Here is a 26,220-nt window from a genome sequence, read left to right on the forward strand (position 1 = left end):
TCCTTATTTGGCGCCGGCCGGACGCTTGCCGACCGTGATGTCCAGCGTGGTCTCGCGGCTCTTGCGCAAGACTCTCATTTTAGCTTTTCCGCCAGGAACGAGTTGGGCGATCAGATTCAGCATCTCGTTGGTGTCGGCCACCGGCTTGTCGTCCACCGACAGCAGGATGTCGCCCGGCTTCATGCCGCCCTTGTCGGCCGGGCCGTTGCGCACCACGCCGGCGATGATGGCGCCGCTCTGGCGCTTCAGGCCGAAGCTCGACGCCAGCTCCGGCGTGATCTCCTGGGTTTCCACGCCGATCCAGCCGCGCACCACGTGGCCGGACTTGATGATGGCCTCCATCACCGCCTTGGCGGTCGACACCGGAATCGCGAAACCGATGCCGACCGAGCCGCCCGACTGCGAATAAATCGCCGAATTGATGCCCAGCAGGTTGCCGTTGGCGTCCACCAGCGCGCCGCCGGAATTGCCGAAGTTGATCGCGGCGTCGGTCTGGATGAAGTTCTCGAAATGATTGATGTGCAGGTTGTTGCGCCCCAGCGCGGAGATGATGCCCATCGTCACCGTCTGGCCGACGCCGAAGGGATTGCCGATGGCCAGCACCACGTCGCCCACCCGCGCCTGCTCGGCCTGGCCCAGCACGATCACCGGAAGCTTGTCGAGCTCGATCTTGATGACGGCCAGGTCGGTCTCGGGATCGGTGCCGACCACCTTGGCGGCGGCCTTGCGGCCATCGGCCAGCATGACCTCGATTTCGTCGGCCGCTTCGACCACGTGGTTGTTGGTCAGGATATAGCCTTCGCCGGAGACGATGACGCCCGAGCCCAGGCTGGACTCGTCGTCGTCGCCCTCGCCGTCGCGCTCGCCGAAGAATTTCTTGAAGAAGGGATCGCGCAGCAGCGGATGCTGGCCGCGCTTGGGTTTCTTGCTGGTGATGATGTTGACCACGGTCGGCATGGCCCGCCCGGCCGCCGCCCGGTAGGAGCCGACCGCCACGGCGGGCGCCTTGCCCGGCGCCGCCTCCAGCATCACGGCCGGATGGTCGGCGCTGCCCATTTGCTGGGTCCGCACCGGCGCGCGCCGCTCCGGCCCCACGGCCGTGTAGACGAAATACAGTGCCAGTACGACGGTCACCGTTTGCGCAAACAATAACCAGAGTCGTCGCATAGCTTCAGCCTGCCGTCCGCCGGACGGCGTCCTTGTCATTTCTTGAGAGCGTCGCGGATCTCGCGCAGCAGCACGATGTCTTCCGGCGTCGGCGCCGGCGCCGCGGCCGCTTCGGCCGCCGCTACCTTGGTGTTCAGGGTGCGCGCCTTGTTCATCAGGCGCACCATCTGGAAGATCACGAAGGCCAGGATGACGAAGTTCAGCAGGATGGTGGCGAAATTGCCATAGGCCCACACCGCGCCCAGCTTTTTCGCTTCGATCAGGCTCAGCTGCGGATCCTGGCCGTTGAGGCCGATGTAGTAGTTGGCGAAATCGAGGCCGCCGAACAGTTTGCCGATCGGCGGCATGATGATGTCGGCCACCAGCGAGTCGACGATCTTGCCGAAGGCGCCGCCGATGATCACACCCACAGCCAGGTCGACCACATTGCCCTTCATCGCGAATTCTTTAAATTCCTGCATCATTGCCATTTCTCTATCCCCGCTGTGGTCATTTGTGAACAAAACTGCGTCTGGATCATACTATTTTTTCAATTAGATTCCAAACAGGCGCGCCCCGTGCGCATTTGGGTAGCGAATTACGCTATAAATTTGTCTTGTGTCAATATCTATGGCTTGCGCCCCGCCAGTAGGGGATGGCCCGGCGGAATTCAAGTCCAAAACGGTGCGCAATTCGCCCCAATTGGGGTTACGGCAACGTTTTTGCTTTAATTCGTATCACGCTTACCTTATAATTTAAGGTTGCTAGAAGCTATATTCGTGCTTCATCAAGTTTCAGGTTTTGTTCTCGGTTCTCGGATTTTGTTCGCACTTTGACTGATTGGGGTTTGTATGAGTATCGAAAAGCAGGTCGATTCCGGCCGACGCGGATTGCTCGTCGCAACAGGCGCGGCGGGTGGTGTGGTGGGTCTGGCAACTGCCGGGGCACTGGTTAGCACGTTCCAACCGTCCGAGCGCGCTAAAGCGGCCGGCGCACCGGTGGAAGTGGATATTTCCAGCCTCAATCCCGGTGAAATGAAAACCGTCGAATGGCGCGGCAAACCGGTGTGGATCATCAAGCGCACCCCTGAAATGGTGGCCTCGCTGAAAAATACCGACGGCAAAGTGGCCGACGCCGACTCCAAGCGCAACCCTGACGAGTTCACGCCGGAATACGCCCGCAACGAATGGCGCTCGCGCAAACCCGAGCTGCTGATCGCGGTCGGCATCTGTACCCACCTGGGCTGCTCGCCCTCGTCCAAGTTCACCCCGGGCCCGCAGCCATCGCTGCCGGACGACTGGGAAGGCGGCTTCCTGTGCCCATGCCACGGCTCGACCTTCGATATGGCCGGCCGCGTGTTCAAGAACAAGCCGGCGCCGGACAATCTGCAAGTGCCGCGTCATATGTTCCTGAGCGACACCAAGCTGATCATTGGTAAAGACGAGAAAGGCGAGGCGTAAATCATGGCGGCTTTCAAAGAGACGAAATTCCCGGCCGATGCTCCGGCCGCGCAAAAAGCGCTGGGCTGGGTCGACGACCGCTTCCCGCTCACCAAGCTGTGGAATGACCAATGGGGCAAGTACTACGCGCCGAAAAACTTCAACTTCTGGTACATCTTCGGCTCGCTGGCCATGCTGGTGCTGGTGCTGCAGATCGTCACCGGCATCTTCCTGACCATGCACTACAAGCCGGACGCCAACCTGGCCTTCGGTTCGGTCGAATACATCATGCGCGAAGTCCCGTGGGGCTGGCTGGTGCGTTATATGCACTCGACCGGCGCCTCGGCCTTCTTCATCATCGTCTACCTGCACATGACGCGCGGCCTGCTGTACGGCTCGTACCGCAAGCCACGTGAACTGATCTGGCTGTTCGGTTTCGCCATCTTCCTGTGCCTGATGGCCGAAGCGTTCTTCGGCTACCTGCTGCCATGGGGCCAGATGTCGTACTGGGGCGCCCAGGTGATCGTCAACCTGTTCGGCGCGATTCCGCTGATCGGCCCTGACCTGTCGCTGTGGATCCGCGGCGACTACGTGGTGTCCGACGCCACCCTGAACCGCTTCTTCGCCTTCCACGTGATCGCCATCCCGCTGGTTCTGCTGGGACTGGTGGCAGCCCACCTGATCGCGCTGCACGAAGTCGGTTCAAGCAACCCGGACGGCATCGAAGTGAAGGAAAACCTGGGCGCCGACGGCCACCCGGTCGATTCGATCCCTTCGCACCCTTACTACACCGTGCACGACCTGTTCGGCGTGTCGATCTTCCTGCTGATCTTCAGCACCGTGGTGTTCTTCGCCCCGGAAATGGGCGGCTACTTCCTGGAATATAACAACTTCCTGCCGGGCGATTCGCTCAAGACCCCGCTGCACATCGCGCCGACCTGGTACTTCACCGCGTTCTACTCGGTGCTGCGCGCCACCACCGCCGACTTCATGTGGGTGCTGATGTTCTTCGTCGCCGCCTACGTGGTGTTCGTGTGGCTGAAATCGCGCCTGCCTGGCATCGTGAAAACCGCCATCGCCGTGATCGCGCTGGTGGCCATCATCGGCATGCTGCCGCAGGTGCTCGACGCCAAGTTCTGGGGCGTGGTGTTCTTCGGTGGTTCGGTGGTGATCCTGGCCTTCCTGCCTTGGCTGGACAAGTCGCCGGTCAAGTCGATCCGCTACCGCCCAAGCTGGCACAAGTATGTGTACGGCGTGTTCTTCTTCTGCTTCCTGGCGCTGGGCTACCTGGGTACCCTGCCGCCGACCGAAGGCCGCACGCTGTTCGCGCAAGTATGCACCCTGCTTTACTTTAGCTTCTTCCTGTTCATGCCTTGGTGGAGCGCCATGGGCACGTTCAAGAAGGTCCCGGACCGCGTAGTGTTCCACGCGCACTGATCGACCACCCCGGCTAAAGTACACAAAGGACATTACATGAATTTTCCTAAAAAATTGCTCGCCATCCTGGCATTGCTGCCGGGTTTGGCACTGGCTAACGAAGGCGGCATCGCACTCGACAAGGCGCCGGACCGCTCGAATAACATGGCAGCATTGCAACATGGCGCCAAGCTGTTCGTCAATTACTGCCTGAACTGTCATAATGCGTCCTCGATGCGCTACAACCGTCTGCGCGACCTCGGCCTGACGGAAGAGCAAATCAAGGCCAACTTGCTGTTCACCGGCGATAAAGTCGGCGAAATGATGACCACCACGATGAACCCGAAAGATGCGAAAGCATGGTTCGGCGTGGTGCCGCCGGACCTGTCCGTCATTTCGCGCGCGAAATCGTCGGGCGCCGGCAGCGGCGGCGACTATCTGTACACCTATCTGCGCACCTTCTACAAGGACGACACCCGCCCGACCGGCTGGAACAACCTGGTGCTCAACAATGTGGCGATGCCGCATGCGTTGTGGGAACTGCAAGGCGTGCAGAAGGTCAAGATGGAAGAAGTGGCCGATCCGCACGAAGAAGGCAAGAAGATCCATCAGTTTGCCGGTTTCGAGCAGGTCACGCCGGGCAAGCTGAGCAAGCTGGAATATGACACTGCGGTGGCCGACCTGGTCGGTTACATGGAGTGGATGGCGGAGCCTGCAGCGCAGACCCGCAAGAAACTGGGCGTAGCGGTGGTGCTGTTCATGTCCCTGTTCGCCTTCCTGGCATGGCGCCTGAACGCGTCGTTCTGGAAAGAAGTTAAATAATCGAGAGCGCCGGCTGGCCGGCGCTTGTTTTGCGATGCCCGCGTTGGCGGGCGATCTGGGGTGATCCGTTCGCGGCTTCACCCCCTTTGTTTCTAAGGAACTATAAAAATGATGGTTCTCTACTCGGGTACAACCTGCCCATTTTCGCAACGCTGCCGTCTGGTCCTGTTTGAAAAAGGCATGGACTTCGAAGTGCGCGACGTCGACTTGTTCAACAAGCCGGAAGACATCTCGACCATGAATCCTTATGGTCAGGTGCCGATCCTGGTCGAACGTGAATTGATCCTGTACGAATCGAACATCATCAATGAGTACATCGACGAACGCTTCCCGCATCCGCAGCTGATGCCGGCCGATCCGCTGATGCGCGCGCGCGCGCGCCTGATGCTGTTCAATTTCGAGAAGGAATTGTTCGTTCACGTGCACGTGCTGGAAAGCGAACGCGCCAAGAGCAACGACAAGAGCCACGACAAGGCCCGCGCAGAAATCCGCGACCGCCTGACCACGCTCGCGCCGCTGTTCCTGAAGAACAAATACATGCTCGGCGATGAGTTCTCGATGCTGGACGTGGCGGTCGCGCCGCTGCTGTGGCGTCTGGATCACTACGGCATCGAACTGTCGAAGACCGCAGCGCCGCTGATGAAGTACGCCGAGCGCATCTTCTCGCGCCCGGCCTACATCGAAGCGCTGACGCCGTCGGAAAAGGTCATGCGCCGTTAATTCGAGCGTTGACCGTTTTACTTGAAGTCTATCGGCGCGTTTGCCGGCCTTAGTCGGCGGCGCGCCGGGTTCTACTGCAGTCTGGAATACCATGTCCGAAATCTCAACCAAGCCCTACATGCTGCGCGCCATTTATGAGTGGTGCACGGATAGCGGCTATACGCCCTACCTCGCCGTCAAGGTCGACGCCTCGACCACGGTGCCGATGGAATATGTGAAAAAAGGCGAAATCGTCCTCAACATCAGCTTCGGCGCCACCTCGGGCCTGAAGATGGACAACGACAGCATCCGCTTCCACGCGCGCTTCGGCGGCGTGTCGCGCGAGATCTACGTCCCGGTCAACAACGTCATGGCGATCTATGCCAACGAGAACGGCCAGGGGATGGCGTTCGAGCCGCAAGCGGGCTATGCCGAGCCGGTGGCAGAAGAAGAAACCAGCGCGCCGGCGCCGGTGTTGGCGGCCGTTCCAGCGCCGTTGCAAGAGGTCAAGAGCGAGGCTCCAAGCGCTCCGGACGACGATAACGAGCCGCCAAAAAAGGGCGGCCGGCCTACTCTTACGCGAATTAAATAGCGTATAATTCGCCCCGTACAAGTTTCGCCGACTTAGCTCATTTGGTAGAGCAGTTGATTTGTAATCATCAGGTGGCCAGTTCGAAACCGGCAGTCGGCACCAGCAATATCAAGGGCTTACAGCGATGTAAGCCCTTTTGTTTTGGCTGAGTGTCAACCAACCGTCAACGGCAAGTGGATTACTTCATGCCGCTTAAGCGTGCTCGCGGTTGATTGTATTTACCGTCACTCCCTCGGCCAAACAAGTCGAGCGGTAGGCTGCTAGGTGTCGAGCCTCTTCAACTCACCCACTTTGCGAGCCTGCTGGCTACTTCGTCACGTGGGAGCCTGCAAGTCGGGTGAGCGACGATTGCGGACAACCCATCATGCAATCCCTTTACATCAACATGTCCAGAATTTTCCATGTGATCAAGAATCCAAAGCAGGCCATATACGACGCCTAGACGTTTTGTCGCTTCGCTACGCAGCGTCCTGTCACCAGACACCAATACGTGTTCGTCTCTGTGTGCACATGAAAGCGCAAAGCTATCCGGCCAAGAGAGGCCCATGCGCCCTCGCTTGATATCCTGCGCCAACTGGACTTCAAGCGAACTTAGTGCAACTACGCCTAAACCCAGCTTACGGAGATACGGCCCGTTGTGCTCTGCGAGCTCTTGTTCGTAAAGCATATCGGGCACTATCAATGTAAGGCCACAATCAAACGCCTTCTCCAATAATCCTGCACGATCCAAATCGACCAAAACCGAAGTGTCGGCGACTAAGACCTTCATTAGAAGGCTCCCGCAAGCCGTGCATCAACTTCCCGAACCCCTACCTGAAGCAATTCGGCTGCTTTGGAAACTGAAATGGCACCCTCGGCCACAGCTCGAAGGCACATCCGCTCCATGCGCAGAGGGACCTCTGGGGCTAATCTAAAGGGTTCTTGAGAATTTGCGCCATTCCATCCCAATGATTTGATCTGGCCAAACAGCCGTCCGTACATCGCTTTCGAAATAATGTTCAATTGGGCACATCGCACTACAAGAGATGCAATACTGACCTTGAAAATCTTCTTCAGCTCTGCAAGTTCACCAAGCGAAATGGAGGTGCGATTTTCGCCAAGCAGGCGCTTCACCATCTCCTTCGCCATAAGAAATGCTCCAGCGAATCTATCTGCGGCCTTTTCCTGATCACTGTCACTAAGGTCGGTAAAACGCAGGACTAAGTGCGCAAGCTCGTGTGCGAGCGTAAATCGTTGTCGCTCACCATTGTGCAATTGATTGACAACGATTACCGGGACGTCTTCGAAACCGGGGCGCTGAACAAATGCCTTTGAACCCGACACATTCTCGGGTAAACGCAAGGCGATTACCTTAACACCACGTTCCTCAAGAAGCTCAGCCATAAGTGGGATCGGATCGACTCCAATTTCCCATCGTTTGCGGAGCGCTTCAGCAGCCTGCTCCGCATCTTCAATTCTTTCGACAAGAAATTCCTTATCTTGGGGAAAGTTCCATTCTTGATGAACTGGCGGCATCAGCTCCTCCAGCTCAATGTAGCGTTCAATTTTGTCCAGAATAAGAGACTCCACCGCTCTCTCTTCTTTCGCTCCCGCTTGCGGCGCCTTGCGAAAGTCAATTCCGGCTAGTTCAATTTCACGCTCGTTCAGCAAATAGTCAGCGGGCACACCCAGCACTCTTGCTATCGCAAAAAGCACGCTCGAACCAGGCATCATTTCATTACGTTCATATTTCCCAATTGCTTGTGCTGAGACTTGATTGTTGATGCGGGCTTCGAGCTCGCGCAGAGAAAGGCCGGCAGACTCTCGGGCTCGCTTCAGCCGGTTACCGATCATTGACATCCTCCTGAGAAAATTTTTCGAGTAAGATTTGGTTTACAGATTGACAGATGAAAGTTTAGTTTGTAAACTCGGTCGTGTCAATGAAAATTGGTCAATAAAGGCTAGGCTCAGGTAGGTCGGCCGAGCTGGATTCGCCGGATAAAAATGCTAGGAGGAAAAATGAAGACCACGAAATGAAACAAGGCAAGCTTGGAAGCTTGCCTTGAGTGAACACAGCAGGACGCTGAATTCGGTGTGAGAACCATGAGTGTGTCCATGAGTGTTTGCCTTGTCAAGCTTCCTGTAATTTATTTGGTCTTTCGCTGTGGAAATTTTCACTTGCGAGGGCTGCACACACTTATAGGATTTTCACTCATGTCTACTCATCAAGTTCAGGTGATCGTTGATCGCCAACCCAAATCGATTGTTCCCGGCCTTAAGAAAGGGGCAGACCTGCGCGATGCGCTGGGTTTGGGGCAAGACGACAACATCTTCCTCGAAATCAAAGGCGACATTGACGTTCATGTCGCTGCCCACGACTATATTTTGGTTACTGGCGGCGAAGAATTCTCGGTCGCACCGCCCGGCACTCATCTGGTCGAAGACAATCCGCCGCTTCGGCATCCAATCCGCTGTTTCCTCAACGATCTGATGCTTAGCGAAACTCAAGCACTGCGCCATCCCAAACTCAAGGCCGCTGAACTCAAGGCACTCGACCCGAATGCAGCCCAAGGTAGCCGGCTCGTTGCGGACTTGGACGGGCTTGTTGACGAACTGCTCGACGATGCATACCGCATCATCGTTAAGCCAAACGACAAATTTATCGTGATCCCTGCTCAAGAACAACATGAGCCGCACACGGTTTCTGTCCGCATTGATGGGAAAGATGTCACGTTGCCGGTAGGTGCCTACCGCGTATCCGAGCTGAAGAAATTGCTGGATGTCCATGCTGACTACGATCTCGATCATGTGAAGCATGGGGTCTTCGAGCACTTGCCGGATGATTCGATGTTTGAACTCCGACACCACGAAGAGTTTGTGTCTCACGTTCGCACGGGGTCTTCGTCGTGATTTCGGACGACAAGCTCAACGGCATTCGGGCGATTTACCCGAATGCGCAGACGATGGCTGAGGCTGGGATTGACTTCATCTACATCCCTGCCATCACCATTTCGACTAGCAAAGGGCAAAGAACCTTGAATGCGCTTCTGTGCCCGATGGCTCACCCAACCGGCTACATGACACGGCTTTTTCTGTCGGAGGCTTGTGAAGGATGTGGGCAGAGCGCCAACTGGAACACGTTTCGCATCCTTGAACGTCAGTGGCATTCATGGTCTTGGCAAAACGTGCCGGCCAGCCTTACGCTAGCACAAATCTTGGCCGCACATCTGAGGGCGCTACTATGAAAATCAAATTTCGAATGGCACAGGAGCTCTACGCCGAAATGCAAAACGACTTCTCACGCCGCCATAAGTTTGCACATGAACGTGTGGGTTTCATGCACTGCGCAGCAGGTATGGGGGAGGGTAATGAACTCATTCTACTCGCTGAGAGCTACGCACCTGTGGCAGACGAGCACTACGAGAAGAACCCAAAGGTTGGTGCCATGATCGGGTCGGGAGCGTTTAGGCGCGAACTGCAGCATGCGTACAGTTCGCCTTGCTCGATCTTTCATGTCCATCGTCACGAACACAATGGAGTTCCGGGATTTAGCGAAACCGACATCGCGGAGAGCTACAAATTTGTGCCCGACTTCTTTAAGGTGCAACCTAACAGGCCGCATGGAGTTGTAGTGCTCAGCCACGACTCGGCGTATGGTCTATGTTGGCTTCCCAACGAGCGGTCTCCAGTCCCGATCCGAGAATTTGGCCTCATTGGCCTCCCAACCAAGAACGTTCGCGCATGAATACCGATCATCGAAATGGCCGGCAAGGCTTCTTGGGTTCGCAAGCCGAAGTGGAGTTCGCAGCCCAAGAAATAGCGATCATTGGACTTTGCGGCGGCGGTTCACATGTGGCGCAGCAGCTTGCCCACATAGGATTTTCTCGGTTCCTACTGTGCGATTTCGATCATGTCGAAGATTCAAATCTCACCAGGATGATAGGAAGCCGCCCATCTGACGCGAAGGCCGCTCGCAAGAAAACCGTAGTGATTCGACGTTTGATTAAGAACATCAACCCAGGCGCTAACGTGATGGCGCTACCTGTTCGATGGCACGAAGCTGCATCCCGATTGCGCAATTGCTCAGTGGTTTTTGGATGCGTCGATAGCCTACTAGCTCGCAGCGAACTTGAACAGTTCTGTCGACGATTTCTTATTCCATACATCGACATCGGAATGGATGTTCACGCGATCACGAACGGTTTCGCAGTTAGTGGACAAGTTGCGATTTCCTTGCCAAGAAGCCCCTGCCTGCGTTGCATGGGCATCTTGCGGGACAGCGATTTGGCAAAAGAGGCCGCGAAGTATGGTCAAGCTGGTGGTCGCCCCCAAGTTGTCTGGCCAAACGGTGTTTTGGCTTCGGCGGCGGTTGGGCAATTCATGTCGCTTATCCTCCCTTGGGCCAAAGAACAGCGTCCAGAATTACTGCTCGAATATGATGGGAACAAGAATATCCTGATGACGAGTTCAAAGGCAGCCTATCTGCGCGATATGATTTGTCCGCATCACGATCAAGCCGGATCGCTTGGTGACCCTTTCTTCTCCTTGTGACAAACTGCGCAGCAGGACTAGCAGGTACAGCAGCGGTACATCTCCTAGTTCTCATCGACTTCGCAAAATTACGCTAAGTTACTGATGTTAAAGTGCTTTTCCATACGCTCGATTACGGTATGATTCGCTTAATAATCAAAGACATACAGTCTTCTCAGCTAATTTGTAATCATCAGGTGGCCAGTTCGAAACCGGCAGTCGGCACCAGCAACATGTATCACCCTGTATTACGCAGTCTCGAAACCCGCTCGCCTCATAGGTGAAGCGGGTTTTTTGTTGTCTCACCCCAAGTTATGCAATAGCATGCGATACCAACAAAATGATGGGATTTTTGTTGGTATCACTGAAGTACAAAAAGCAGCATACCAACAAAGGGTTAGACGATGGCATTGACGGACACGGGTATCCGGCTGGTGAAGCATAGTGGAGCGCCTGCTGGCGACAAGCTCAGCGACGGCGGCGGCATGTATTTGCTAGTAACCGCGACAGCAAAATGCTGGCGCATGAACTACAGATTCAATGGCAAACAGAAGACACTAGCACTAGGGATTTACCCCGCTGTATCGCTAGCTCAGGCAAGGGCACGCCGTGAAGACGCACGCAAACTGCTGGCATCGATTCCGCCTATCGATCCGAGCCAGGCCAAACGCGAGGAGAAGCTGGCCAGGAACGCAGCGGCGGAGCAGACGTTCGAAGTCGTGGCACGTCAATGGCTCGTTAAGACTTCCGCAGAGCGAGGCGCCAATACCCAGGAAAAAGTCACCTCCGCTTTGGAAAACAATGTCTTCCCCTTCCTGGGAAAGACTCCCATATCCACAATTAAGCCACTGGATGTACTGACGACAGTTCAAAAAATGGAGGCGCGAGGCGCGATCGACACAGCTCACCGCGTCAAACAAATATGCGGGCAGGTATTCCGGTACGCAGTGGCCGCCGGCTTGGCAGAGCGCGACGTGACAGCAGATCTCAAGGGCGCATTGGCAGCGGTCCCTAGAACCCATTTCTCGGCCATCACGGAGCCTAAGCAGGCCGGTGCGCTCATGCGGGCCATCTACGACTATAACGGCTTCCCTGCGGCTGTCGCTGCGCTCAAACTAGCGCCGCTGGTGTTCGTGCGCCCAGGTGAGCTCCGCACCGCTGAGTGGAGTGAGATTGACCTTGACGCGGCAGAATGGCGCATACCGGCCAGTAAGATGAAAATGAGGGTCGAACACATGGTGCCGTTATCGTCGCAGGCGGTCGAAATACTTCGCTCGCTGCATCCGGTGACCGGACTCGGTAAGTATGTCTTCCCCAGCCTTCGCAGTAAGACATGCATGAGCGAGAACACGATCAATGCCGCGTTGCGGGGCATGGGCTACCCCAAGGAAGTTATGACCGGCCACGGCTTCCGGGCAATGGCTCGCACCATCATGGACGAAGTGTTGGGCGAGCGCGTAGATTTGATCGAACACCAGCTTGCACACGCCGTCAAGGACGCTAACGGCCGAGCCTACAATCGAACAGCACACCTACCGGCCCGCCGCGAAATGATGCAGCGCTGGGCAGACTATTTGGAAAAGTTACGCATAGGGGCGGACGTAGTGCAGCTGCGCGGCACGGCTTAGTCCCGATGACAGCAAAAAAATAGATTGAATAACAGTCTTAGCAGCCCTTAGGGAAGCGCTGATTTATTCGTTTTCTGAAAGTCCATTCCGTGATAAATCAAGGACTTACAGCGGGAAATGGACCGAAAAATCGATTAAATCAGCGCCTCCCTAGGTCACTCACACTTGCCGTCAGACGACAGGTCATTTTTGCCAGCGGATTCAATCGGTCAACGCAACACACCAGTCAAATTATTGGGCAGGTAACCGAATGGCTCCGACCATTACAATCGTAGGTGCAACGATAGTTCCACTTATTTTTTCTTCTTTTGTTCCAATGCGTCTAAAAGCGCGCGACTCTCCCGTTCATAGTCAGAAAGATAACGAGTAAACCAGTGGCGACCGTAATGAGCTCGTGAACGCCAGTTGGCCGCGGCCCAACCACAGTCAATGAGCTCCGCCGCTGCAAATACAAACTCCAAGGTTTCAGTCAGGAAAATCATATATGGTTCAACTATTGCATATTTAAATCTCGTGTCGCCATGCCCGTGAACAAAATAATTCCTGAAAAGAACGGCTTGTCGTAAAACTTTGTCCAAATCATCTAGGAGAAAATATCCCCGAAGGACCTCAGCTCTCGAAAGCACTTTTTTAAGAAGTGTAAGGGAGCCAATCCTTTGTATTGCCTGGATAGCACTGTCCCGATCATCGTTAGGCGACACCGAGCGAAGAGTGCTTAAACACTCTTGTTTTGCTCGTTCCAACTCGGGGGAGATTTCGCTAAGCGAACCAATACTCGTTAAGTCAAATAGATTTGCCACAGCCACGAGCCGGTCAGGCTTAAAGCTACTGCCGTCTTGAAGGCAAGAATAAAGCTTCGCTCCTGCGGCTATACGTGCATCTGAAGAAAACCATTTCTGAATAACGTTTGTGAATTCCTCGGGCCGTCTAACACCGTCGAGCGGCATATCATCCCAAAAAGGCGTGTCTTGTTCTTGTTCACCCTGTAGTGGTCCAAGATTCCAATGCACATCAAGCGGCGAAGCCCCATCCTCCCCGCCATCGACTTCGACCTGCAACCGCTCAATGCCTTGCGATCTCCCGGCAATAATGCTGAGGAATTGCCCAATTGCTCTAACTCGCTTAAGACAAATTTCTAGATCGGTAGGTTGCTCGAATTCCAACTGTAGCCACATGTGAGCTTCAATACTGGCACCACGCGAACTATCGTTGGCCCCTACTGATACTAACACTTCGAATTTTCCAAAAGGGAACTGCGCGCTCAGCAAAGTCGTTCTACCGGCAAAATACACAAGCGTTGGTTTCGGACCGATTGGTATCTCTCGTTTACCGATCGTCTTGGGAATTACAGCCTGCTGTTCCGTTGACGGTGAAAAGACTATTCCAAAGGAATCGAAATCGTCGAGTATCCGATATATATCTCCTGTCGAAAACCATACCTTCTTAACCCGGTTCGTCGCCGGATCAAAATGTGTGTTACCGATCAAGATTTGATGTGGAAAAATATCCCACGAAATGGAGGTGAGTCCTTCACTATTCCAAGCTTGTAATGGAGATTCCCCACCAACGCAATGGACGCAAGATACAAGCTTAAAGTCATGAAGCCGACCATATATTGTTGAAGGAGCTCGCCTCTTGATTGATCGTTGCTCCGTCCTCAAAGTTAGCTGAGTCTTCGATCCAGCGAGTTTTATTTGTCCCCAGACATCATGCCCGTGCAGTTGAAAAGTACCGAAGTAAGTTGGGTCTTCTTGGGGCATCGAATTGTCCTTGCGTCAGAAATAAGCGCAAACGGCCATACAACGCGCTTGGCTGTTGATATCGAGAGACCATTTTTGGCGGCAGTGGCATATAAGGACTCTAACTCATCTGACTGTTGTTGTCAGATGAAGTAAGGATTACTGCCCATTAAGCCAGCTACCCTCAGGCGAGCACCCAAGGGGAGTTGGCAATTGGGATGATCAACCGAGCTCGGTCGAACTTAGGTTCAGATATGACTCCAGCTGCTCTTGCAATGCTTCCATCGCTTGACTAACCAAGGTAGCAGGTAATTCCTTCACCTTTCCGACGGGCGGTAGCGGTGACTTGATGGCATCCTCACATGCCAGAAACAACTCGAAACACAAGTCGCTCCTCGCCCAGTCAATGCCAAGTCCAGTATCCTCCTTAGAAAAATATCCCATGTTTTCTGGCCAGTTGAGATGGCTTTGCGATGGAGCCCCGTTTGAACGCAGCCGGCCCGGCAATGTGCGCCCTGAGGACAACTGGATGCTCACGCTTTCATAAGTCATATGGTGTTCCTTATATAGCGTGTGAAACTCCTCACTTGACAGAATGTGCGTGAGCCAACGTAGCTTCGCAGGATCGGATTGGAAAAGCGCATTTCCCACATGGATATCCGCCAGTTGAGCTGGCACCCCGAAGGTACTCATCCCGAAAAAATCCGAGTGTGCCAAGCAGAGAACAGATACCGATTCATTGCCTGGTCCGTTGCAGGGACGGTCAAACTCGAGAACAAGCGGCTGGATTTCCGGTGTATCGAGGAAGTCTCTCTTTTTCTTGGTTGGCTTTTCCCGATAACTTAGGTTCGGAAATCGTACACCCCTAAAGACAAGTTCGCTTGTACTTAAAATATTCTGGAGTCGCTGATCATGGCGCGAAAACAGCTTTTTGGCTTCGCCAAAAGCTCTGAGGTCAACATGTCGCAACGTGTCCCAATTACCCTTTTCGAAAATTTCCATTACGTCAATGGCGATCGGCAAAGACTCTGGACGCCGACGGGACATGCCACGTTCGCAGCAAAGGCCGAGCGCTGACCGTGTTTTGTTGCTGCTCAGAAGGAGGTCGGCCAGATGTCCCGCCCGGCGTTTATCTCCCAGCTGAGCTCTGCAAATTGCTTCGACGGTCGCGGTCACGGGCCAAGCACGACTATCCGATTCGAGCATATCCGGCGTCAACTGCATCAGAGCGCTCTGGTAATCCTTTGCAAACATGGCTGAAATGGCGGCCTCTCTACGTACACGCTCGCGCATCCACAACGCCAGATGCTCTTTTTTCGCAGAGAGTGACGAGCGCAGGGCAGCGATGCGTTGCAACACTCTAAAACATTCGTCGTGCGCTCCGAGTTGCCTCATGGCTCCTGCGATCAGCAAGCCATAGTGCTCAAGTTCGGCGCGGGTCTTGTCTGCAGCCAAGCCGTCGTCAGCTGTGGCCATTTCGTACATTACGTTGAATGTCTGAAGGGCTTTGTCCTGATGCGCGCGCATCTTCCGCAGTTCGTTTCTGAGTAACTGAAGCTGAAGCATCGCCGTACTCACCGGCAGCAGGAGAGGGAACGAAAGTTGGACTGGAGCGAGCATCGCAATGGCCTCGCGCGCATCATCTATATGAAGTTTTTTTAGGCCGTCAACGACGGCGCGGACTGAACCGGGAGGCATCTCCCCTTGCTTGTAACGCAAGAACAGCTCCGATATCTTCAAAAAAACGGGCTGGACTTCCCGAATGGCCGCTTGGTAAGAGGTACTCAGTGCCCCAGTGGCTGGTTCAATATAACTTGAAACATCACCCATCCCGTCGGGCGAGACCACCAAATCATCGAGCGTGCGCAGCTTGAGTAGCGCCATCAGCTCTTGGCGCTTACCGGAAGTGAGCTCAGGAACCAGTTGGCCAATACGTTCGGCCAATTGCCGCCTAGAAGCGATTTCCGGAATTTCTAGACGGAGACGGCGGGCGGCGTCATAGTCAAGGTACCCTAGAATCCTCGATAGCAGATTCAATGCAACGCTATGTTGCAAGTCTAAAAAAGTGGCCAATAATTTGGCCTTCGATTTGAACGCTTGTTCGTTCGTATGGATACTGGACACTGAAAAACTCCTCCTGATTGCGTTCGGGAGCGCGCACGTCGGCTATGCGCCCGAACGAAAACACGAAGGGTTTCGGGCCAAAAAATTGGATGATCTTGAAGATCGTTACAGAGAGGACAGGTTCCCAAAGGGATTCCCCGATTTGCCGACAGGGAGCGCCCCGCCGAGGCACGGCTGCAATCTTAACACCGACTGTAATCTAGCTCAAGCCAGGGGCCAGCCAAAAGTGCAAATGCCAACTTCCTGGGGAGCGCCCTGCCGCTTGGCTGATCGCTTGCAAAAATCTTACGCCGTCAAAGTTTTGTCGTGAAACGGAGTCGAGTTGTTAATATGCTCGCCATCGCACTATGTCGTGCCAAGATGGAGAATCAAGTGTCACAGCAGGTCATTCGAATCAGTGAGTTAGCAAGCACTCCGACCAAGCTCGGTAAATTGCCTGTGAGCCCAGCAACCATTTGGCGCTGGGTTCGTGAAGGCAAGTTCCCCAAACCCTTTAAATTGGGTACATCTGTCACCGTTTGGGACACTGCCGAGGTTGACGAATTTATTGTGCAGCAGGCCATTCCGAACCATACGGATAGGAGTGCGCAATGATGCAGAGTTTGTATGCTAGCGAGCAGGAAAGCCTATCGAAGGGAGCGAAGGGAGTAAAGGGAGCGATCTATTTTGAATGCGCGCTTCCGCACACTTCGCGCAGCCGTGCGGTTCAAGCAGCGTCTTTTTATCGATTGAAAAATAGGCTGAACGGACTGGCAGCTACAGCATGAGCACTCTTGCAGAACTTGCGCGCATCAGGACAGAGCTAGGTCTAGCGCCTACCGATGGGACAATTTGGCTAGGTGTCGGTTACAGGCCCCCGAAGCGAAACGCCATCGAGATCGACTTAGTCAATCTGCCTTCGCTTGCTGAGTGCAGTGCTGTCGCCGGTCTTGATGTTGTCTTAGCGTTCCCAGGTGAGTTGGTACGTTATGGCCAGTTGCGTGCGCTGTCCGACCTCCTCTACCGATCAAGACCTAGGCGGTTGCTGTTGGTTGACAGCGATCACAACCGCACTGCCTTTTTGAAGTTGGCAAAACCATGATCCCGAACAAAAATATAAGCGAAGAATTGGCAGGCTTTACTCTCAGCAAAGAGGACGATGCCGCGCGAGCAGCACGAATGTTGTTGGAAAAGGCCACCGGCGGACTGCCCCTTGACCGCTTTGCGACTCCGCCTGATGCGCGCGTCGTGAAAATTCGTTGCGGCGCCGAAATCAAGCCTCAAGCAATTAGCTGGATATGGCCTGGCTGGCTTCCCGCCGGTAAATTGACGATCTTGGCCGGCGCCGCAGGGACCGGCAAAACAACCCTGGCGCTAGCCTTAGCTGCCGTGCTCACAGCCGGCGGCCGCTGGCCAGATGGCACCTACAGCAAGGGAACGGGTAATGTTCTAATCTGGTCCAGTGAAGATGTGGCTGACGATACCCTTGTGCCGCGTCTAATCGCGTCCGGCGCCGACTTGCGGCGCTGCCACTTTATTGAGGGTGTCGCTCAGAACGGCGAAAGCATGCCATTCGATCCGTCACAGGACATACCAGAGCTGCACCGTGCAGCTGAGGCTATGGGAGGTGTGAGTCTTCTGTTGATAGATCCGATCGTATCGGCCGTGGCCGGTGACATGCACAGAGCCAATGATGTGCGTCGCAGTTTGCAGGCTGTGGTGGACTTCGCAGAAGCCCACGGCTGCGCGGTAATCGGGATCACTCACTTCGCCAAGGGAGGCGCGGGAAAAACGCCACAAGATCGTGTAATCGGCTCCCAGGCCTTCGGTGCGCTCGCGCGAATGGTGCTTGTGACGGCGAAGGAGGAAGACAGTAGTCGGCGCGTGCTAGCAAGGGCGAAATCGAATATAGCACCAGATGACGGTGGCGTAGCCTATGGGCTTGAACTGGTGACAATTGACGGCGGCATCGAGGCCACACGCGCCGTATGGGAAGGAGTGATCGAAGGTACGGCTCGTGAAATTCTGGGCGAAGTTGAAATCGGTGAGGATGGAGATAAATCTACGCGCGACGAACTCGCGGGAATGCTAATCGATATCTTAAAAGACGCCGGCGGAAGAATGGCAGCCAAGCAGTTACAGACCGAAGTACGCGACGCAGGCCATTCATGGGATGCCGCTAAGCGCATCAAGAAATCGCTGGGTATTAAAGCTGAGAAGTCGAGCATGGGCGGCGCATGGCTCTGGTGCCTGCCCGATGCCGAAGTCCCAAGGGCGCACAACAAAACCGCACAAAATGTGGTGCGCTCTTCGCTCCCTTCGGCGCCATCTTCGTAATTAGCATCAAAGAGCCAAATCGGCGCACATGTCACCCTGCTTGTCCGGCATGATAATCTATGCCACATAGATAGGATTTACAACCGACTTTGATTCTCACGGAAAGGCGAGGACACATATGTTTCGGACACTGCGCCGTGAAGGTGACTCTTTGGTTATCACGATGCCCAGAATGTTTGTTGAGCAGAACAATCTGCACGATGGATCGAGGGTATGTTTGACTGTGTCCGATACAAAAATTATCGTTAGCGTGCCTCAACGGCCCCGTTACGTACTCGCCGAGTTGATGGCCGAAATGCCGGCCACTTTTCCCATGGTAGATGGTTGGGATAGGTTAAGCGCGACGGGCCAAGAGACGGATGGTTAAGTCCGCGTCAAGCAGGTGCCACCTTGTGGCGGCATTTGCGTCAGATCCAATCAGGGCTTCGACAATTCACACGGAACGGCCCTCGCAGTTATCGAGTTTAGCCCCAAGCGGTCTCCCAGCCGGTCTTGGGCTAAGGCTGCGGTGTCGAGGTTCACTTCCAAGTAGGCCATAGTAGTCTTCACGTCTTTGTGCCTCATCATTTGTTGAACGGTTTGGATAGGCGTCCCCTCTTCAGCAAGAAGAGTTGCGAATGATCCTCTTAACCGATGCGGTGTAATGCCATTAATTCCGCAAGACAAATTAGCCACGGAGATGGCCTTCGTTGCGTAGCCTGAAGACATCTGCTTTCTGCGGCGACTTGGGGCAATCAGGCCAGCTGGCAGTCTTAACGGACTAAGGTGGTCGATGATCCAACGCGGCATCGGGATCGCAGTCGCCTCCCTTCCCTTCGTCACGCCTGGCGTATATGTCCTTCGCTCCCAGTCAATCCACTCCCAGCGCGCGCTAGACGCTTCCGACTCGCGCAGACCAAGCCCGAACATAAGCCGAACAGCGGTACTGATCGATGGCGAGTTAAGTACAGCACTGTCCATAGCCACGAACCAGTCTTTGGCCAATTCGATTGGCAGCGTGGATCTTGGGCGCCGCTGTATTTTAATCATGTCGATTTTCCATGGGAGGCGATCAATGATTTCGCGGCGAACGGCCCAGTTGACGATCAGTTTTATGATGCGTAGCCAATGGTTTGCCGTAGCTGGACTATGGCTTTCGAGGTGCTTGTTACGCGCCAGCTCAACTCGCTTCGTAGTCAGTTCACTGATAGGTAATTCACCGAGATCATACAAATGGCCGCGCGCGAAAGACCAGACGCCGTTCACATGGGCTCGGCTCACGGCCGGTCCACGAACACTAAGCCACTCAGCGGTTAGCGCAGATAGCGTGGGGATAAGCTTTCCGCCGCTGGCAACGGTGCAGGCGTCTTCATAGGCTTTCTGCGCAACCAGCTCGGCTCGTGCCCGATCGCGCTCATGCGTCGTTCGTTGAATCCTGACGCCTGCGATACAGAAACGGTAATGCCATATGTTTCTAATGAGGCGAAGATGCCTGCTTGGGTCTGTAGTTCCCCTGGAAGTTGGTGAGACTTCTTTAGGTTGGGCCGATATAGTTTGATAGTTCTTCTTCATTGGTAATTCCTTCCGTTCGAGAGTTGACGGCATCTTATGGGCCGTTTCTCAAAAACTTGGAATTTACTGGCAGAGAGCTGTTGATCGCCTACATGCGGATCGGTCGGATGAAATTGGGCGATGGTGCCCCACGCCATTGGAGAAAAATAGACTCTTACAGATAGTTCGGATTTAGAGGGAAAGCGGCAGTGATTTCGCCATTTTTTTGCCCTCCGGAATAGTTCGGATTTGCAGACGCGCCAGTCGCTGTTTTTCACGGCTTTTTGGCCAGTGCAATAAGCCAGGGACGGCCGCCGCCAGCGGAGGCGATTTTGCAGGTTACACCCCTAGCGGATTTGGTGGTTGCAGGGTGATCTTCGTCGTTTGAGACATTCAGAATCGTTATTTAAGAGGCACAGCGTCGAGTTACATCCCGCAGATTTCAAAACATACATTGGTTGCAGCTCAGGTCTAGTTTCGTCAAAAAGTCATTGCCTGCAACCATAAACGGCTGGTGGGGTCTGTCCGCACATCAGCGACGATCTGAGCAACGCATTCTCAGTGCGAGACAACAAAACCTTGCCACTTGCCTAGTCCGATGAACTTAGACGTTACAGTCGCCACTTGCACGACCTGAGCCGACCGAGGACGCGAGTCATATCTTTGCCGCCCTCGCGTGCTATGACACACCCTATCAGGTGGCGGCCGCCGTCAAAGTACAATTCGGCCTGGTGCTGAGCCGCCAGCCCATTGAGGCGTGGCATCCTGAGCGCCGCGCCAGCGCCCGGCTGGGCAGGCACTGGCGTGCGATGTTCTACGAGACGCGCGCCAAGCTGCTGACTGAGCTCGACGACATCAGCATCGCTCACCGTTCCTACAGGCTGCGGCAGTTGGAGCGTATGCCGGAGCGGGTCGAGAGCATGGGCAATCTGATGCTGCTCTCTCAGATGCTTGAGCAGGCCGCGAAAGAATGCGCAAATGATTAACCCGACGCAATGGCCCAGCTATTTGCTTACTTTTGCCGTTCTTCGGCTCGTCGCTTGGCAAGTATCTGGGCGCCAGCGATGATGTCTTTCGGGATTTTCATCCATTTCGCAGCTTCGGCGGCAAGCTCGGGGTTTAAAAATAGCGGCGCATTTATTGCTTGATAGTTATCTCGAAAAAGGACATGTTTTCTAGTTGATAGTGAAAACATGACGTTTTGCCAGACAAGTGCTGCATGCGCGGGGTGTTTTCGATTCACTAGCACAGTCTCAAGAAAGGCGCCTTGAATATGCCCTTGCTTAGGTGGGCCACCAATTCCTGCTTCGATACGGCGTACATTCTGCAGCAGCACCGCCTCACTGGGGGCGTCGGCGTAGTGCACTACGTTTAGTGGCTGACAGTATTGCCGTAGGCGCCACACGAGACGGTCCAGCTTTATGACCTCAATGTCATCCAATTCTAGCGAATATATTAGGTACCTGTCCCCCTCACAATTGGCGATATGGTCGAAAACGTCTTGTTCGTCCTTGCCAAGCGAAATCTTGAAAGGTAGGGCAGTATTAATCTGGGCCAGAGCCACTTCAATTTTATGCGATAGCTCATTCGTCCGCTGCCGGTTCAGCATCAAAATACACTTAAGATATTTCTCGATGGCCTGCTCAGCAGACCAAAGAAATGGCCCGGGCAAACGAGACTTCATCGCTAGGCGCGCAGCGAGGTAGTCTGCATCCCCCGTATCTCGAAAACACCTAATAGCAAACTGATTGATTTTTGCATGCTCAGGCGGTGGTATAAACTTGGGCCGTTCCATTGAAAAATTCCTCTCGGCTGTGTTGTTGCAATCTTATCACTTGCCATAACGCCTCCAAGATAAATGCGCAGATGCTTCGCGGATAGTGCGCAGTTTCGAAACGATCAAAGAAGGCGCCTCGTCATAGGGGGAATGACCCAATATTTGTGTGGAAATCGGCTGATTTCTGAACGATTTCGATGCGAATAGGTGCGCAGTTTAGCTCGCCGCTAGAGCGTGATAAAGCCGAGTCCAGCGAAAATATCCAGGAACGGGCAGGTGGTACGCAGCGCAAATAACGTTGCTGGCGTTAACTGCGGCCGTGAGTACACTGTCACTCGGCGGGGGACTCGACGCTGACTCATTCAGCAAAGCAATGCCAGCGGACGACCACGGGACAATTTCCGACGTTGCGCGGTCGACGCCCATAAATCTTTGGAGGTCAGCACCTTGCCCGCACCGTATCGGTCTGGTGCACGGTGGGTGCTCGCATCGTGCTGGCGCTAACCGGATTTTCGAGCGATGTTGAAGTTGACGGGTGGCTGGACTCTAGCTATACATGCCTGCTAAATAGCAACGTTGGAAAGACAAAATGGAAATTTCTTCACTACTTCCGGTTCTCGGCACTCTGTCGGCCGCTCTCGTAACGGGCGGTCTTGCTCTCGCGACTTTGATAGTTTCGAAAGAATCAAAGATTTCGGAGTTTCGACATACGGACACCGGGGCGTTACGGGACGATATTGCCAAGTTTCTAGCTAGTGCCCGAACTATGGCGCGTGCCGCTCAAGAGTCTCGCGTGAATGAGGATGAGGGAGTTGCTGACACGAGATTCTACATATCAACGGCGAAGATTTCTGACATCCGCCATGAAGCTGCGGAAACCTTCAGCAAAATTCTATTACGGATACATCAAGGGCCGCCGGAGCAAAAGACGTTAGTCAACTTGCTGAAGACAGTGATTACTGCGCAGAACAGTTACCTACAGGATTTTGATGCCGATATCACCCCGGTTTTTGACGCGGTTGAAAAAGCAACGGAGCAAGCATCGGTTGTATTAAATTTGGAGTGGGCGGCAGTGAAATTGGGCGAAGCAGCCTACCGGAATACCTTGAAGTGGGCTTTAAGCCTCCTTGCTGTTGTGGGCGGACTATTGCTGGCACTGGCGGTAGGAGTACCTGCATATATGGCCATCGGCGAAAAAACTAATGCACACCACCCATCCTCGGTGTCATCAAACGTCACAAGCTCCCCTCCGGCAGCCCGTGCCGCCCGGCCGCATTAAGCTGGTCGGCGATGATGGAGGTGTGAAGTGAGCCGCTCATCGATGCCGCTGGACGCGGCCATCGGCGAGCCGCTCTACGACGTGTTCAACGACCGAGGGCTAGCGCTGCTACTGGGCGTGAGCGTCGCGGATGCAGGCCGCATCGTGGCGGAGGGCCAGGCCGAGGGGGATAGGCAGTGGGCCGGCGACGTCCGCATCGTGCTGGCGCGGCGCGGGCCCGAGGTGCTGGAGCAGCGGACTAGCATCGTGCGCGTGCCCGGCCGGCTTGAGGTCTGGTGCGAAGTCGCCCGGCTACTGCCCAGCGGCCTGACCGCGGCCGAGCTGTTCGTCAGGGTGTCAGTGGGAACCCAACAATCCCCAACTGGGGAAAATTGGGCTCCCCTTGACATCAGGGCTCGCCCGCAGCTAGTTGCCGCCATTGAGGACGCCGCCGCGCGCGCCCGGCCAGCCGCCGGCGCCGCAGCCGATCAGCATGAGCATGGATGTTGGCGCCGCTGACCCCGGCATTGTGCTGCAGGTGCATGACCCTGCCGCCTGCCTGACGGACTTGCCCGGCCAGCTGGACTATCTGCAGCGCATCGTGGAGAAGGTAATTGAGGGGCAGCGCGCGTGCGGCGAGTGGCGGATGGATGTGTCATAATGCAACAACGATTTCCATTGTAAAAATTTACATCTTCTGGCATCTTGCTGAATATCCGCAAAAAATTACGCGCTTCTGCGTGCAATTTTTTACATGCAATTTATTGCGTACGATTGATTTTTATGTAGACAAGCCGCCCGGGCTAATGGCATACTTCTTGTTAATAAGTCCCCTACCTCTGTGCCCGGTCATGTGCTGGTGTCTCAAGTAGGGGATTTCTCTTTATGCCTCCAGGTAACTATTCCACAATTAAGTTCCATAAGACGGTAGCGGAGCAGCTCGCTCTCCTAAAGAGTCGAGGTATGTCTGTCGCGGATGACGCAGCCGCGAGCGCTACGCTGGCCAGGGTCGGATATTATCGGCTATCTGGATATTTTTACCCTCTACGCAAGACGCAGCCACGAGGCACACCCGGACGGCAGGACGACTTTCAACAAGGAACTAGTGTTGAACTCGTAAGCCAACTTTATGACTTCGATAGGCAGTTGCGCCTCCTCGTGCTAGATGCAGTAGAGCGTGTGGAAGTTTCACTTCGCTTTGACATAGCCCATCGACTTGGACAAAGGCACCGCATCGCACACGAAATGCCAGAACAACTTGACGGTAAGTTTTGCTCTGATATCGATACTCGTACGAGCAAAACTGCTTATCAGGCGTGGTGTCTGCGGCTTCAAGAGGTCGTTAAAAAAGCCCACAAAGAAGACTTCGTTAAGCATCACGCGATTGCTTATGGCGGCAAGATGCCAATTTGGGTAGCCGTAGAGGTTTGGGATTTTGGCCTGCTTTCGAAGTTTTTCGCGGGAATGAAATACAAGGACCGCCTCTACATAGCTCAACGGTATGGAATGCCCGAGGCGAAATACTTAGAGTCCTGGCTGCGCGCCATCAACTTCGCCCGCAATGCAAGTGCCCATCACTCCCGGCTGTGGAACCGCAATTTCGCGGACCGGCCCACTTTTCCGCCTAGTCCGCCCCATCACCATCTCAATCATTTGGTTGGTAACAACCATGCCCAAACCAGGATTTACGGGACGCTGTGCGTGCTGAAAAAAATGCTATCCGTTATCGCGCCGCACGACGATTGGGCTGCACGCATGAAAGCATTGTGCATTGCATTCCCTTCAAATCCCCTCATTGACTTAAGCGCGGCGGGTTTCCCGCCGGACTGGCAGAAAAAAGCACTTTGGACTTAGGTGCAACGTTCAACAAGCCAGTGTTAGAAAACGAACGATTTCCAACAGGTATGAAAAGGAAGCGATCTCAATGTTAAAAATATAGGGCTTGCCATTTCTAACAGGTTGATATATTCTAACAGTGTTTTCTAACAGTCTTAACCGGAGAAACACCATGGCAACCTTCGCATATGGCCGCGTCAGCACCACCGAACAAAGCGCAGACAATCAGCGCATCGAAATCGAAGCCGCCGGCCACCAAGTCGATTTCTGGTTCGCGGACACCATCAGCGGCAAGACAAGCGCGACGCAGCGCCCGCAGTTCGCGGCACTGCTCGGGCAGATTCGGAATGGGGAAACTCTGGTGGTGGCGAAACTGGACCGCCTGGGCCGTGACGCGCAGGACGTCGGCGCCACCGTCAAGCTGCTGGCCAGCCGCAAAATCAGCGTCATCGTCCTGCAACTGGGCAAGCTAGACCTGACCTCGCCGGCGGGAAAGATGATGTTGACCATGTTGGCCGCCGTGGCCGAGATGGAGCGCGACATGCTGGTGGAGCGCACTCAAGCAGGCCTCGCCCGCGCCAAGTCCGAAGGCAAGACGCTGGGCCGTCCGTCGAAGACTACGGCCGAACAGCGCAACGACATCGTCGCCAAGTACGCCGCTGGCGAAAGCATCAGCGCGCTGGCTCGCCAGTACGAAGTTTCTCGCGCAAATATTCTTGGCGTGGTAAAACCTTCATGAGATTTTTCGCTGACTAATCACGAACATGCCTCGGAAGGACTCGTCACTTGAGTAAAAAGCACATTAGAGTTTTACCAGTAGAGACGCTAACGGAAGATACGCAAAAGCTTTATGACGTCCTGAATGCCGAGCCGGACCACTCCGTAATAATTGTCAGCGCGGCTTACCTTGACGCCTGCTTGGGTGCGATTTTGACCAAGTTTCTCATTGGTGGCAGCGGTACCGTAAGCAACATGCTTAGTCCTAAAGGCGGAGCACTTGGGACGTTCTCAGCTCGTTGCGACTTAAGCTACGCCGCTGGGTTAATTTCTGAAGTCATGCATAGGGACTTAGGTGTAATTGCTGAGATGCGCAACCAATGCGCACACCATTACGTTCTAAAAACATTCTCGGACGAAGTCATTTCTGATGCATGTAATAAACTTTCCTTTGCCGGTTCGTTGCTTCGATGGGACGGAGTCGACGGGCCAATGTTCCCAGCTGAGCACCTTACAGAACTAAGGTGGCGGTTTACCATTACTGTTGTCTTATTAAGCCAGCGGATTTTGATGGACACTGGTGACATAAAATCCCGCAAGCGACGCCGGCCTGTTAAGTCTACTTCGGACCGGTTGATTGAAATTCAAGAAGAATGATGTCTCAGAGAATTA

26 protein-coding genes and 1 tRNA gene are annotated in these 26,220 nt (G+C 54.5%); 19 read left to right on the plus strand and 8 right to left on the minus strand.

Annotated elements, in window-relative coordinates:
• Positions 1-3: 3 nt before the first annotated feature.
• Positions 4-1,167, minus strand: coding sequence for a Do family serine endopeptidase (locus AC1RMD_RS00400; RefSeq protein ID WP_492922561.1), 1,164 nt, complete (start codon positions 1,165-1,167; stop codon positions 4-6).
• 35 nt (positions 1,168-1,202) lie between these two features.
• Positions 1,203-1,637, minus strand: a complete 435-nt coding sequence (mscL, locus tag AC1RMD_RS00405; RefSeq protein WP_492922563.1) for a large conductance mechanosensitive channel protein MscL — start codon at positions 1,635-1,637, stop codon at positions 1,203-1,205.
• A 360-nt stretch (positions 1,638-1,997) separates the two neighbouring features.
• Between mscL and petA the strand changes: the two genes are divergently transcribed.
• The 6 genes from petA (at position 1,998) to AC1RMD_RS00435 (ending at position 6,216) form a co-directional block, all read left to right on the plus strand.
• Positions 1,998-2,606, plus strand: coding sequence for a ubiquinol-cytochrome c reductase iron-sulfur subunit (gene petA, locus AC1RMD_RS00410; protein ID WP_492922565.1), 609 nt, complete (start codon positions 1,998-2,000; stop codon positions 2,604-2,606).
• A 3-nt stretch (positions 2,607-2,609) separates the two neighbouring features.
• A complete protein-coding gene (locus AC1RMD_RS00415; protein ID WP_492922567.1) occupies positions 2,610-4,022 on the plus strand; it encodes a cytochrome b in 1,413 nt (470 codons plus the stop codon).
• Positions 4,023-4,058: 36 nt separating this feature from the next.
• The gene (locus AC1RMD_RS00420; RefSeq protein ID WP_492922569.1) at positions 4,059-4,823 is read left to right on the plus strand and encodes a cytochrome c1; all 765 of its coding nucleotides are present in this window, start codon (positions 4,059-4,061) and stop codon (positions 4,821-4,823) included.
• Between the two features lie 108 nt (positions 4,824-4,931).
• On the plus strand, positions 4,932-5,543 hold the full coding sequence (locus AC1RMD_RS00425) for a glutathione S-transferase N-terminal domain-containing protein (protein WP_008443913.1): 612 nt from the start codon (positions 4,932-4,934) through the stop codon (positions 5,541-5,543).
• 91 nt (positions 5,544-5,634) lie between these two features.
• Entirely contained in the window at positions 5,635-6,114 is a 480-nt protein-coding gene (locus AC1RMD_RS00430; protein ID WP_492922571.1) for a ClpXP protease specificity-enhancing factor, read from the plus strand.
• Between the two features lie 26 nt (positions 6,115-6,140).
• Positions 6,141-6,216: transfer RNA gene (locus tag AC1RMD_RS00435), tRNA-Thr, on the plus strand.
• A 175-nt stretch (positions 6,217-6,391) separates the two neighbouring features.
• Here the strand turns inward: AC1RMD_RS00435 and AC1RMD_RS00440 are convergent.
• A complete protein-coding gene (locus tag AC1RMD_RS00440) occupies positions 6,392-6,883 on the minus strand; it encodes a PIN domain-containing protein (RefSeq protein WP_492922573.1) in 492 nt (163 codons plus the stop codon).
• Positions 6,883-7,947 carry an ImmA/IrrE family metallo-endopeptidase gene (locus AC1RMD_RS00445; protein WP_492922575.1) on the minus strand — a complete coding sequence of 355 codons (1,065 nt, stop codon included), beginning with the start codon at positions 7,945-7,947 and terminating at the stop codon, positions 6,883-6,885. Before AC1RMD_RS00445 ends, AC1RMD_RS00440 begins: the two co-directional genes overlap by 1 nt.
• Positions 7,948-8,307: 360 nt before the next feature.
• On the opposite strand from AC1RMD_RS00445, the gene AC1RMD_RS00450 reads away from it, so the two are divergent.
• From AC1RMD_RS00450 to AC1RMD_RS00465, 4 genes are all read left to right on the plus strand, one after another.
• Positions 8,308-9,003, plus strand: a complete 696-nt coding sequence (locus AC1RMD_RS00450; protein WP_492922577.1) for a hypothetical protein — start codon at positions 8,308-8,310, stop codon at positions 9,001-9,003.
• A complete protein-coding gene (locus AC1RMD_RS00455) occupies positions 9,000-9,338 on the plus strand; it encodes a hypothetical protein (RefSeq protein WP_492922579.1) in 339 nt (112 codons plus the stop codon). The genes AC1RMD_RS00450 and AC1RMD_RS00455 overlap by 4 nt, the downstream gene beginning before the upstream one ends.
• Positions 9,339-9,834: 496 nt before the next feature.
• Complete coding sequence (locus tag AC1RMD_RS00460; RefSeq protein ID WP_492922581.1) at positions 9,835-10,644, plus strand: HesA/MoeB/ThiF family protein; 810 nt, start codon at positions 9,835-9,837, stop codon at positions 10,642-10,644.
• Positions 10,645-11,027: 383 nt separating this feature from the next.
• Positions 11,028-12,251: a tyrosine-type recombinase/integrase gene (locus AC1RMD_RS00465; protein ID WP_492922583.1), complete on the plus strand. Its 1,224-nt coding sequence runs from the start codon at positions 11,028-11,030 to the stop codon at positions 12,249-12,251.
• Between the two features lie 293 nt (positions 12,252-12,544).
• Here AC1RMD_RS00465 and AC1RMD_RS00470 read toward each other — a convergent pair whose 3' ends face one another.
• Together AC1RMD_RS00470 and AC1RMD_RS00475 are read right to left on the minus strand one after the other, a co-directional pair.
• Complete coding sequence (locus AC1RMD_RS00470) at positions 12,545-14,011, minus strand: ApeA N-terminal domain 1-containing protein (RefSeq protein ID WP_492922585.1); 1,467 nt, start codon at positions 14,009-14,011, stop codon at positions 12,545-12,547.
• Between the two features lie 201 nt (positions 14,012-14,212).
• On the minus strand, positions 14,213-16,114 hold the full coding sequence (locus tag AC1RMD_RS00475) for a hypothetical protein (protein ID WP_492922587.1): 1,902 nt from the start codon (positions 16,112-16,114) through the stop codon (positions 14,213-14,215).
• Positions 16,115-16,444: 330 nt separating this feature from the next.
• Between AC1RMD_RS00475 and AC1RMD_RS00480 the strand changes: the two genes are divergently transcribed.
• Together AC1RMD_RS00480 and AC1RMD_RS00485 are read left to right on the plus strand one after the other, a co-directional pair.
• Entirely contained in the window at positions 16,445-16,708 is a 264-nt protein-coding gene (locus tag AC1RMD_RS00480; protein WP_492922589.1) for a helix-turn-helix transcriptional regulator, read from the plus strand.
• Positions 16,709-17,191: 483 nt separating this feature from the next.
• Entirely contained in the window at positions 17,192-18,430 is a 1,239-nt protein-coding gene (locus AC1RMD_RS00485) for an AAA family ATPase (protein WP_492922591.1), read from the plus strand.
• 417 nt (positions 18,431-18,847) lie between these two features.
• Here the strand turns inward: AC1RMD_RS00485 and AC1RMD_RS00490 are convergent, their stop codons facing one another.
• On the minus strand, positions 18,848-19,981 hold the full coding sequence (locus tag AC1RMD_RS00490; RefSeq protein WP_492922593.1) for a tyrosine-type recombinase/integrase: 1,134 nt from the start codon (positions 19,979-19,981) through the stop codon (positions 18,848-18,850).
• A gap of 638 nt (positions 19,982-20,619) precedes the next feature.
• Between AC1RMD_RS00490 and AC1RMD_RS00495 the strand changes: the two genes are divergently transcribed.
• Positions 20,620-20,946 carry a DUF2280 domain-containing protein gene (locus AC1RMD_RS00495; protein ID WP_492923547.1) on the plus strand — a complete coding sequence of 109 codons (327 nt, stop codon included), beginning with the start codon at positions 20,620-20,622 and terminating at the stop codon, positions 20,944-20,946.
• A gap of 26 nt (positions 20,947-20,972) precedes the next feature.
• Here AC1RMD_RS00495 and AC1RMD_RS00500 read toward each other — a convergent pair whose 3' ends face one another.
• Positions 20,973-21,755 (minus strand): hypothetical protein, encoded by a 783-nt coding sequence (locus AC1RMD_RS00500; protein WP_492922595.1) that lies wholly within the window; start codon positions 21,753-21,755, stop codon positions 20,973-20,975.
• A gap of 571 nt (positions 21,756-22,326) precedes the next feature.
• Between AC1RMD_RS00500 and AC1RMD_RS00505 the strand changes: the two genes are divergently transcribed.
• The 6 genes from AC1RMD_RS00505 (at position 22,327) to AC1RMD_RS00530 (ending at position 26,205) form a co-directional block, all read left to right on the plus strand.
• The gene (locus AC1RMD_RS00505) at positions 22,327-23,016 is read left to right on the plus strand and encodes a hypothetical protein (protein WP_492922597.1); all 690 of its coding nucleotides are present in this window, start codon (positions 22,327-22,329) and stop codon (positions 23,014-23,016) included.
• A gap of 27 nt (positions 23,017-23,043) precedes the next feature.
• A complete protein-coding gene (locus tag AC1RMD_RS00510) occupies positions 23,044-23,514 on the plus strand; it encodes a hypothetical protein (RefSeq protein ID WP_492922599.1) in 471 nt (156 codons plus the stop codon).
• A complete protein-coding gene (locus AC1RMD_RS00515) occupies positions 23,489-23,656 on the plus strand; it encodes a hypothetical protein (protein WP_492922601.1) in 168 nt (55 codons plus the stop codon). Before AC1RMD_RS00510 ends, AC1RMD_RS00515 begins: the two co-directional genes overlap by 26 nt.
• A 302-nt stretch (positions 23,657-23,958) precedes the next feature.
• Positions 23,959-24,849 (plus strand): Abi family protein, encoded by an 891-nt coding sequence (locus tag AC1RMD_RS00520; RefSeq protein ID WP_492922603.1) that lies wholly within the window; start codon positions 23,959-23,961, stop codon positions 24,847-24,849.
• Positions 24,850-25,003: 154 nt separating this feature from the next.
• A complete protein-coding gene (locus tag AC1RMD_RS00525) occupies positions 25,004-25,570 on the plus strand; it encodes a recombinase family protein (RefSeq protein ID WP_492922605.1) in 567 nt (188 codons plus the stop codon).
• Positions 25,571-25,617: 47 nt separating this feature from the next.
• The gene (locus tag AC1RMD_RS00530) at positions 25,618-26,205 is read left to right on the plus strand and encodes a hypothetical protein (RefSeq protein WP_492922607.1); all 588 of its coding nucleotides are present in this window, start codon (positions 25,618-25,620) and stop codon (positions 26,203-26,205) included.
• Positions 26,206-26,220 lie beyond the last annotated feature (15 nt).

The sequence above is a fragment of the Duganella sp. GW822-FHT06D06 genome, assembly GCF_058799615.1.